The 9,444-nt window shown below is 65.0% G+C and carries 8 protein-coding genes and 1 tRNA gene; 6 read left to right on the top strand and 3 right to left on the bottom strand.

Annotated elements, in window-relative coordinates:
* Positions 1-603 precede the first annotated feature (603 nt).
* Positions 604-2,628: a S1C family serine protease gene (locus BFAL_RS01790; protein WP_055426739.1), complete on the bottom strand. Its 2,025-nt coding sequence runs from the start codon at positions 2,626-2,628 to the stop codon at positions 604-606.
* Positions 2,629-3,244: 616 nt separating this feature from the next.
* Here BFAL_RS01790 and tgt point away from each other — a divergent pair.
* From tgt to BFAL_RS01770, 5 genes are all read left to right on the top strand, one after another.
* Complete coding sequence (gene tgt, locus BFAL_RS01785) at positions 3,245-4,606, top strand: tRNA guanosine(34) transglycosylase Tgt (RefSeq protein WP_236691621.1); 1,362 nt, start codon at positions 3,245-3,247, stop codon at positions 4,604-4,606.
* 10 nt (positions 4,607-4,616) lie between these two features.
* Positions 4,617-5,684 (top strand): nitroreductase family protein, encoded by a 1,068-nt coding sequence (locus BFAL_RS01780; RefSeq protein ID WP_055426729.1) that lies wholly within the window; start codon positions 4,617-4,619, stop codon positions 5,682-5,684.
* 92 nt (positions 5,685-5,776) lie between these two features.
* A tRNA-Leu gene (locus tag BFAL_RS01775) sits at positions 5,777-5,862 on the top strand.
* Positions 5,863-6,216: 354 nt separating this feature from the next.
* Positions 6,217-6,489 carry a hypothetical protein gene (locus BFAL_RS10540; RefSeq protein ID WP_082440262.1) on the top strand — a complete coding sequence of 91 codons (273 nt, stop codon included), beginning with the start codon at positions 6,217-6,219 and terminating at the stop codon, positions 6,487-6,489.
* On the top strand, positions 6,486-6,758 hold the full coding sequence (locus tag BFAL_RS01770; RefSeq protein ID WP_055426728.1) for a ribbon-helix-helix protein, CopG family: 273 nt from the start codon (positions 6,486-6,488) through the stop codon (positions 6,756-6,758). The genes BFAL_RS10540 and BFAL_RS01770 overlap by 4 nt, the downstream gene beginning before the upstream one ends.
* A gap of 156 nt (positions 6,759-6,914) precedes the next feature.
* On the opposite strand, the gene BFAL_RS01765 is transcribed toward BFAL_RS01770, so the two are convergent.
* Positions 6,915-7,316, bottom strand: a complete 402-nt coding sequence (locus tag BFAL_RS01765) for a hypothetical protein (protein WP_055426727.1) — start codon at positions 7,314-7,316, stop codon at positions 6,915-6,917.
* A 181-nt stretch (positions 7,317-7,497) separates the two neighbouring features.
* Positions 7,498-8,418 (bottom strand): aldo/keto reductase, encoded by a 921-nt coding sequence (locus BFAL_RS01760; protein ID WP_055426737.1) that lies wholly within the window; start codon positions 8,416-8,418, stop codon positions 7,498-7,500.
* A gap of 497 nt (positions 8,419-8,915) precedes the next feature.
* Here BFAL_RS01760 and BFAL_RS01755 point away from each other — a divergent pair, with 497 nt between their 5' ends.
* Positions 8,916-9,443 carry a very short patch repair endonuclease gene (locus BFAL_RS01755; RefSeq protein ID WP_082440261.1) on the top strand — a complete coding sequence of 176 codons (528 nt, stop codon included), beginning with the start codon at positions 8,916-8,918 and terminating at the stop codon, positions 9,441-9,443.
* Position 9,444 lies beyond the last annotated feature (1 nt).

Raw genomic sequence — 9,444 nt, 5'->3', positions numbered from 1 at the left:
CGGGGGTATATGGGGCACCGGAGGTACCGGAATTGGGGGAAGATGGGATGAATCCACTCATCGCGAACTCCTTACGCTGGTAGTCGGCCGCTCGGCGACGTTGCTTGGGTTCGCGAACGTGACCGCACGGCGGGTGCTGTCACGCCTTGTTAACCCATCGAGCAGGGCATGCAGACGGAGAACGACCAGACGGCGCAGCACACGCAGGCCCGCAGATGAGCCTCGCGATGCCGGGCGATGGTCTTCCCCGTGATGCGTTGCGCGATACACGGCGTAAAAAATCGGTATTCGGTTATCGGCTGTCAGCCTAGCAACAGGGGTGGGCGGCGTGCAACCGGCGGCGTGGCAGCCGCACTCGGGGCAATCGGCGTGGAACGCGCACGACACCAGCGGCATGAGACTGTGCTGGCGGCACTGGACCGACACCACTGCGACGACAACACTGTGACCACAACACTGTGACCACAACGCGAAAAGGCGGACCTCCCGTTGGGGAGGCCCGCCTCTACCGCAGTCGCCTTGACTCGGCGAATCGGGGTTTATACGGCCTTATGCGGATCGGCCTTATGGCCGGGACAGCAGCAGATTCGCCGTCCTGCGCTATCACCACATGTTGAACGGGAAGCCGTTGCTGCCGGAACCGCTGTCGCCGTTATCCTGGCCGCTGCCGCCGTTCTGATCGTTCTGGCTGTTGCCGTTGCTCGACTCGGAGCGGTTGGAGCCGTTGACGGCCTCCTCCTGCTTGTCGAGTGTCACGTCGACGTCCATGGTCTTGCCGTCGCGCACGATGGTGAGCGTGGCCTTGTCGCCCAGCGCCGAAGCGCGCACGAAGCCGAGCAGCGAGGCGTTGCTGCTCACCGCGTTGCCGTTGAAGGCGACGATCACGTCACCCTCCTTCAGGCCCGCCTTGTCGGCCGGGGAACCGGAGACGACCGCGGAGCTGCCGCTGCCCTGCGTGATCTTCGCGCCGGCGCGGGTCACGCCGTCCGCCTCGACCGTGGAGGAGGTGATGGTGATGCCGAGCGCGACATGCTTGACGGAACCGTTCTCGATGATCTCGTTCGCCACGCGCTTGACGAGGTTCGAAGGAATCGCGAAGCCGATGCCGATGGAGCCGGCCGTGCTGGACGACGAGCTGGACGAGGTGGAGGCGATCGAGGAGTTGATGCCGATCACCTGGCCGGCCGCGTTGAAGGTCGGGCCGCCGGAGTTGCCCGGGTTGATGGCCGCGTCGATCTGGACGGCGTTGGTGACGATGTCGTTGTTGTTGTCGTCCATCACGGTGACCGGGCGGTTGAGCGCGGATACGATGCCGGCGGTGGCGGAATCGTCATAACCGAGCGGGTTGCCGACTGCCATGATGTTCTCGCCCACGGCGAGCTTGTCGGAATCGGCGAACTCGACGGCCTTCAGGTCGCTCGGCGGGTTGTCGAGCTTGATGACCGCCAGATCGGTGGTGGTGTCGGTGCCGACGACCTGCGCGGAGTACATCTGGCCGTTGGAGAGCGTCACTTGGATCTGCTGCGCGCCGGAGATCACGTGGTTGTTGGTCACGATGTGGCCCTTGGTGTCGAGAATCGCGCCGGAACCCTGCGCGGCGCCGTTGGAGAGCTTCGTCTGGATGGAGACGACCGAGCCGGAGACCGCCTTGGCGACGGACTGCCAGTCGGGGGCCTCACCGGACTTCGCCGTGGCGGAACCGGAACCGGAGGTGCTGGAATCGACGTTGGCGAGGGAGCTGGTCGTCGGCACCTTGACCGCGCCGCTCGTGATGGCCGCGTAGCCCACGCCGAGGCACAATCCGGCGGACAGCAGCGCCGCGACCACACCGATGACCACGCCGCGCACGGTGCCGTTGGAGGCCTGCGGGCGGGAGGCTGCGGGCTGACCGGGCTGACCGGGCTGACCGGCGGCCGGCCCCTGCGGGTTGAACGGATTGCCGTTGCCGGTGCCGCCGAACGGGTTGCGCGGCGGGACCGGCTCGCTGCCGGAACCGGAGACACCCGGAATCGGACCGGCGCCCGGCGTCGTGTTCACCCCCTGCGGGTTAAACGGATTGTTGTTGGTGGGCATGCCGGCATACGGGTTGCGGTCCTGCTGCGCGGTCTGCTGGTTGGTCTGCGCGGGCTGGCCGGCGGCCGGCTGGGTCGGTACGGGGCCGTACGCACCGTACTCCGGGGCCGGACGGTACTGGCCGTACGCGGGCTGGCCGGCGGCGGGCGCGGGTGCGGGGGCACCGGACGGAGCGGCAGCCGGGGCACCGGTCGGGGCACCGGCGGGGTTTGCCGGAGCGGCGGAGACCACGGTCTGCTCCCCCTTGGCGGCGGCGTAGTCCGGGGTCGCTTCCGGCGTGCCGGAAGCCGTGGCGGGGGCCGCGGCGACCGGCGCCACAGGGTCGAAGTTCTGGGTAGGCGCCACATCGGATGCGGCGGCGGCCTGCGCGCCCTGCACGGCTGCCGGATCGATGGTCTCGGTGGGCTGCTCATTCGCGGCCGGAGCCTCCGGGGCGAAGCTCTGCGTGGCTTGCGTATCCTGAGACGCCTGCGGCTGCGCGGCAGGGGTCTGTTCCTCCTGAGGCTGCGTATTCTGGCTCCCCTGCGGGTTCCAGCTGTTCTGCTCATCAGCCATAATCGTCTGCTCCTTCATCAGAACGGCGGCTTCGTTTGACGTTGGTCGGTTCAGCAATCCCGCCGCCGGTTCGTATTGCTACCTAAGAGTAAAGGCAGTGGCTCTGTATGTTTCCTGAATGTTCTTTGAAAGTGCAAGGTGAATCCTCTACCGACTTCCCGCATATCTGCGCTACAAGGGGTTCTTTGCCGCCTTTGCGGACTTCTATCTCGCTTACGTGGGGTGCCTATTCCCGGTATGAGGGCTTCAAAATGGCTTGATTGCCACAAAGATTGGCCGTTTGGGAGCCCTTGCTCCTGAGGCAGGCACCCCACGTAAGCGAGATAGGTGTTTGCAACAAGCCAAAAGCACCCCTCGTAACGCAGATACTCTCAACCCGCACCCAATCTGGCCGCTCCCCACCATGTTTTGTCGTTTCCTCCCGGTCCTGCCACTTCATCCCGCCCTCACCTCATCCTCATCCCACCCTCCACGTCGCCACCCTCACCTCATCCTCATCCCACCCTCCACGTCGCCACCCTCCTCGCAACCCAAGCCATGACCGCATACGGCAAGCAGGAAGTGGCACCCCGACAGACGCTTCACCTCAATCCCCTTGTTCGCCTAAAGTGAAGCTATGACCGACATTTCCACGAATCTCAACGCCGCCGCACCGGCAAACGGCAGCGATAGCGGCATTGGCGCTGCCGATGTCGACCTCAACGAGCATCCGCGCGGCGCCACCCCCGGCCAGCCCGGCGACCGTGCCGCGTTCTCGTTCGAGACCATCACCCGCCTGCCGAACGCGGCCGACGGCAAAGGCCGCGACGGCGCACGCTACGGCCGCACCGGCATCATCCACACGCCGCACGGCGACATCCGCACGCCCGCGTTCGTGCCGGTGGGCACGCAGGCCGCGATGAAGGCGGTCCTGCCGGAATCGATGAAGGATCTCGGCGCGCAATGCCTGCTCGCCAACGCGTTCCACCTGTTCGAACGCCCCGGCGAGGACGTGCTCGACGCGGCCGGGGGACTTGCGAAGTTCATGAACTGGCATGGCCCGACCTTCACCGATTCGGGTGGATTCCAGGTCATGTCGCTGGGCGTCGGCTTCAAGAAGACGCTTGCGATGGACGTGACCGGCATGAAGTCCGACGACATCATCGCGAAAGGCAAGGAGCGTCTCGCGTGGGTCGATGAGGACGGCGTGACGTTCAAGTCGCCGCTCAACGGCGACGAGCACCGGTTCTCCGCCGAGATCTCGATGGGAATCCAGCACAAGCTGGGCGCGGACATCATGTTCGCGTTCGACGAGCTCACCACGCTGATGAACACGCGCTCCTATCAGGAGGAGTCCGTGGAGCGCACGTTCCGCTGGGCGAAGCGTTGCGTCGCTGAGCACCAGCGCCTCACCGAGGATCGTCTCGGCAAGCCGTATCAGGCGTTGTATGGCGTGGTGCAGGGCGCGAACTACGAGGATCTGCGCCGGCACGCGGCCGAGCAGATCGCCTCGCTCGACTTCGACGGCGTGGGCATCGGCGGCGCGATCGAGAAGCGCATCATCGGCGAGACGTGCGCGTGGATCTGCGACGCGATGCCGGAGAACCGCCCGCGGCACGTGCTCGGCATCGCGGAGATGAACGACATCTTCGCGTGCGTGGAGAACGGCGGCGACACGTTCGACTGCGTCGCGCCGGCGCGGTGCGCGCGCAACGGCGCGATCTACACGCGCCACGGCCGGTACAACATCAAACGTGCGCAGCACAAGTTCGATTTCGGTCCGCTCGAGGAGGGCTGTGACTGCTACACGTGCGCGCATTATTCGCGCGCGTATGTGGATCATCTGCTGCGCGCCCGCGAGTTCACCGGGTTCACGCTCGCCACGATCCACAACGAACGGTTCTTCGTCAAACTGCTCGACGACATCCGCGCCTCGATCGACGGCGGCTATTTCGAGGAGTTCCGTGACGAGTCGCTGGCGCATTTCTACGGGAAGTGAGGGATTGGCAATGATGGATCTTCGTGAGGCGATCGACGCGCGTCATGCCATTCGCGCGTATACGGACGAGCCGGTCGACCCGGACGCGCTCGACACGCTCCAGGCCGACATCGAGGCGTGGAATGCGGAGAGCGGACTGCACATGCAGATGGCGGTGGGGTTGGACGACGCGTTCCTCGGGTTGAAGACGCATTACGGGCGGTTCAAGGGCGTGCACAATGCGATCGCGCTAATCGGCTCGGCGGCGAGCGTCGAGCGCGAGATGCGTGTCGAGCGTCTGCGAGCGCGGCGCCGTGCGGCGGAACAGGATGCCGCGGGGCCTGCGGGCACGACGGGCGACACGTCTGGTGACGCGACGGGCGACACGTCGGGTGACGCGACAACGGTGGAGGAGCCGAACCGCGCCTCGACGTTGCAGGCGTTGAAGGCGACCGATGCGAGCGGCGAGGCCGTCTCCCCCGTTGACGCGGCGTTGCAGGAGAAGGTGGGCTACTACGGCGAGCGTCTCGTGCTGCGTGCCGTGCAGCTGGGATTGGCGACATCATGGGCGGTGCTGGATGATGCCGATACGGCGGCGGACCCGTGGTGGGAGCTGGAGGACGGCGAATCCGTGGTGTGGGTAATCGCGTTCGGTCACGGCGCGCGGCCGGGCGGGCGGCGGCGTTCCAAGCCGATGGCGGAGCTTGCGAGCGTGGAAGGCCCGTGTGCCGTCAGCGACGAAAGCGCTGAGGTCGGCAACGCACAGGCGACGGCTTCCGACGCTACCGGTCACGAGGGCGAAGGCAACTCAGGCGGTGACGGGGGCAACAACGGGGGCGACGCATCCGAAGCGGAAGGAGCCGCCACGACCGCTGCAACCACTGCGAACTGGCCTGATTGGTTCGTGCGCGGCATGGAGGCGGCGATGGCCGCACCCACGTCGCTGAGCCAGCAGCCGTTCCATTTCACGCTGAACGAGGACGGTTCCGTCACGGCGGAGGCGTTGCGGGGGTTGTTCTCGCATGTCGGATTGGGCTGTGCGAAGTGCCACTTCGAGATCGGAGCCGCGCCGCATGCGGTGACGTGGCGCGCGGCGTGACACGCCGAATCCTTGAGATTCCAACGCGACACGCCGAAGGCACATTCGATTTGCACCATACTTGGGGGCAGTGGTAATTTATCCACTTGTCTGCGAGTGTGGCGGAATGGTAGACGCGCTGTCTTCAGGTGGCAGTGAGTGTATGCTCGTGGGGGTTCAACTCCCCCCACTCGCACCAGCAACAAAGGGCTGGAACCGAATGGTTCCAGCCCTTTTGCTTTGCCCTGCGGCCTTAGCGGCGCCCCACAGTGCAATCCACAGTGCAACCCACGAATCGACACCCCACAAGTGCGCGCGATTTTGGTGCGCTGGAAGCCTGTTCAGCGCACCAAAATCGCGCGTACTGGGGTTGCGGCGTACTGGGGTTGCGGCGTACTGGGGTTGCGGCGTACTGGGGTTGCGGCGTACTGGGGTTGCGGCGTACGCTGCTACGCCCCCGCGAGCGGTCGGGGCATGGGCCGAAGCTCCATAGACGAAACGACCATATTGCAATATAATTTTGTATTGCAAAACTTATGGAGGTCCACCGCCAATGCAAACTGCCATCGTTCATCCACGAGTGCATGAACGTCATCCAGACATCAACGAGGAAGACGTTCTGACGGCATGGCGCAATGTGCTGCTTTCAGCGCCGCGCGACAATGGAACCGGATCATGGGTGTCCATCGGCATGGACGGCAATGGCCGGCTGCTGGAAATGGTCTCCATGCACAATAGTGCAGGGCAGTGGCTTATCTATCATGCGATGACACCACCGACGAAAAAGACCATGAAGGAGCTTGGAGCCACAAGGAGGAAATCATGAACCGCGAGGAGATTAACAAGCTGTTCAGCGTAACCGACGAGCAGCTCAACCACATGGCCGCCGAGTACGAGTCCGGCGACTGGGAAGGCGGCGTAGGTTCCGTCGTCCCCGGACGCCCCCGCATCTACGACGAGGAAATGGAAACCATCTCATTCCGCCTACCCAAGTCACGCGTGAACGCCATCGACGCCAAGGCCAAGCGCAACGGCGAAACCCGCAGCCAATTCCTGCGCCAAGCCGTCGACGACGCACTGCTCACCAATGCGTAACACGTACTTGCATCTGTCGAAGATGCGAAGACGTTCGCCACGGAGATTCAACTCCCCGCCCACAAGTACGCGCGATTTTGGTGCGCTGGAAGCCCGTTTAGCGCACCAAAATCGCGCATAGGGAGCTACGGCGTACTGGGGTTGCGGCGTACGCCGCTACGCCCACGCGAGCGGGCGGGGCATGCTGACGCGCAGCGAAAAGCGGTTGGTCAACCGGTCGGTGGGGCGATCGGGCACATGCGCCAGGAACCACGCGTCACCATTGACGACCTGCCCGGCGTGCCTGGCCGAACACGCGGAATCCAGCCAACCGACTTCCCTCCCGTCGAGCATCACATGGTATGCGGATTCACCACGCGAACGACCGCGCGGAATCAGCCCCGCGATCAGCTGGACATACACCCATGCGCCGTATCCGTACCGTTTGAGCAGCTGCTGCGCGCTTTTGCCGGCGTCAACGCCGACATGCACTTCCCCGTTCACGATGCGCGGCACATCGCCGGGCAACGTGTTGGCGGGTGTAATCACACGGCCATTGGACATCGGGTTCACAGCCATCTTCGGCTCCTTCGCGCACGGCGCGCAACCATTGCGCGCACCGGAACCGATTGTAGACGGCGCCGCGTTGGAACGCCGCCTATGTCCGGGAGCCGGAAGGCCGCGTACCACGAGCCGGACGGGCATTCGCCGGCAGCGCGGCGGCGAACGCCCGTCGGAGCGATTGGGCGATCAGATGAGATCAGATGTTGCCGCGCACGTGCTGGTCGGCCCACGACTGGGAGTGCGTGAACGTGGCCGGATCGGCGCTCACGTTGGCGTGGGGGTCGTCGAGCGCGTCGATCGCCGCCAACTCTGCGGGCGTCAGGTCGAATCCACCTTCAGCAGCGCCCGCGCCCAGTCCCGCGACGAGATTCTCGCGCATGCGTTCCACGTGCTTCGACTTCGGAATCACGATGCGCCCCTCCTGCGTGTGCCACCGCAGCACAACCTGGCCAGCCGTCACCCCGTGCGCGGCGGCAGCGGCCTGCACCGGATCGGACATGATGTCCTTGCCGTGCCCGAGCGGACTGTACGCCTCGACCGCGATGCCGTGCGCCTTGCAGTAGGCGCGCAGGCCCGGCTGGTTGAACCGCGGGTGCACCTCGACCTGGTTCACGGCCGGCGCCTCCCCCGAATCCTCGATGATGGCGCGCAGATGCTCGGGCAGGAAGTTGCTCACGCCGGGCACGCGGATCGCGCCCTCGTCGCGCAGGCGCAGCAGCGCGCGCCACGTTTCCTCGTAGAAGCCGGCAGCCGGGAACGGCCAGTGGATGAGATACATGTCGATGACGTCCACGCCCAGCTTGCGGCGGGACTCGTCGAACGCGACGCGCGCCGCGTCATAGCCTTGGTCGCAGTTGCGCAGTTTCGTGGTCACCCACACCTTGCCGGCCATGCCGGTGGCGCGCAGCGCGTCGCCGACCTGCTGCTCGTTGTAGTAGGCGGCGGCGGTGTCGATGTGCCGGTAGCCGATCTCCAGCGCCTCCTCGACCGCGCGCTGCGTGTCTTCCGGCGGGATCTGGAACGTGCCGAACCCGACCTGCGGAATCGCGGTGCAGGTCTTGTCGTTCAACGTCAGTTCAGGTGATTGCAGTTGTGATTGTTGCGTCTGTTCGCCCATGATGCCCCGATTCATGTCGTTCGGTCGGCTCGGATGCACACCGCCATAAATCACCGGCGGCGCATCCGGCCCTACCGGACATGATAGTTCGGGAACGGCACGGGGAGCCACCAACTCGTGCACTCTGATCTGCAACCTGCGCACTGCAAGCCGCAACCTGCGCAATTCTCAACCCAACCTGTGCACTGACTCACATAACCTGCGCACCCATCTTCTGAAGAAGCGTTTTCCACGCCTCGGCAGACATCCGTCAAATCCTTGGAATCATGCGGTTTCTCGCTCTTCCAAGAATTACCCGCCGACCGAAATGCCACCTTCTTTCAGCAAGGGTGTGCGCAAGTTACTTGCCCAACCGCACAGGTTGCGTTCCTCATCGCACAGGTTACAGCCATGACTACGCAAGTTACCACCGCAATTGCGCAGGTTGCGTCGACCATCCTTCTCCCCCACCGCATCGCGCATATTCACACCATCCCCGATCGAGATACAGTGGGGCCATGACCCGCAGCACCACGCACCACCATGTGTCGGCCCCAGAGCGGCCGGAGAAGTACGCGCGGGGCACGCGCTCGTACACGATGTCGCACATCCGCGGCAAGGACACGTCCATCGAGATGCTGGTGCGCAGTTACCTGTTCCGGCGCGGGCTGCGGTTCCGCAAGAACGACAAACGCTACCCCGGCCACCCGGACGTGGTGCTGCCGAAGTGGCGCACGATCGTGTTCGTTAACGGATGCTTCTGGCACGCGCACGAGGGGTGTTCGCGCCATTCGACGCCCAAGTCGAACGTGGAGTTCTGGACGGCGAAGCTGACACGCAACCGCGAACGCGACCAGCGCCAGCACGCCGAACTGGAGGCGGCGGGCTGGCGCGTGATCGTCGTGTGGGAGTGCGAACTAGTGAAGGCGAAACGCGAAGAGCGGCTGGAGCGGTTGTACCGTGAGATCGTCAGCGGTGGGGATGCCGGTACGGACGACGGGACGCTGGCTGGGCAGCCGGCGTCCACCAGCGGCACGAACTGGTAGG

Source organism: Bifidobacterium aesculapii, from assembly GCF_001417815.1.
In the GTDB taxonomy this organism is placed as follows: domain Bacteria; phylum Actinomycetota; class Actinomycetes; order Actinomycetales; family Bifidobacteriaceae; genus Bifidobacterium; species Bifidobacterium aesculapii.
Note: the sequence above shows the minus strand (reverse complement) of the source record. Positions and strands in the feature narration are given on the sequence as shown.

Excerpts from the sequence above, each read along its gene's own strand:
- BFAL_RS01790 (WP_055426739.1), bottom strand. The coding sequence starts at position 2,628 with ATGGCTGATGAGCAGAACAGCTGGAACCCGCAGGGGAGCCAGAATACG.
- BFAL_RS01760 (WP_055426737.1), bottom strand. The coding sequence starts at position 8,418 with ATGGGCGAACAGACGCAACAATCACAACTGCAATCACCTGAACTGACG.
- BFAL_RS01770 (WP_055426728.1), top strand. The coding sequence starts at position 6,486 with ATGAACCGCGAGGAGATTAACAAGCTGTTCAGCGTAACCGACGAGCAG.
- BFAL_RS01755 (WP_082440261.1), top strand. The coding sequence starts at position 8,916 with ATGACCCGCAGCACCACGCACCACCATGTGTCGGCCCCAGAGCGGCCG.
- BFAL_RS01780 (WP_055426729.1), top strand. The coding sequence starts at position 4,617 with ATGATGGATCTTCGTGAGGCGATCGACGCGCGTCATGCCATTCGCGCG.
- BFAL_RS10540 (WP_082440262.1), top strand. The coding sequence starts at position 6,217 with ATGCAAACTGCCATCGTTCATCCACGAGTGCATGAACGTCATCCAGAC.
- BFAL_RS01765 (WP_055426727.1), bottom strand. The coding sequence starts at position 7,316 with ATGGCTGTGAACCCGATGTCCAATGGCCGTGTGATTACACCCGCCAAC.
- tgt (WP_236691621.1), top strand. The coding sequence starts at position 3,245 with ATGACCGACATTTCCACGAATCTCAACGCCGCCGCACCGGCAAACGGC.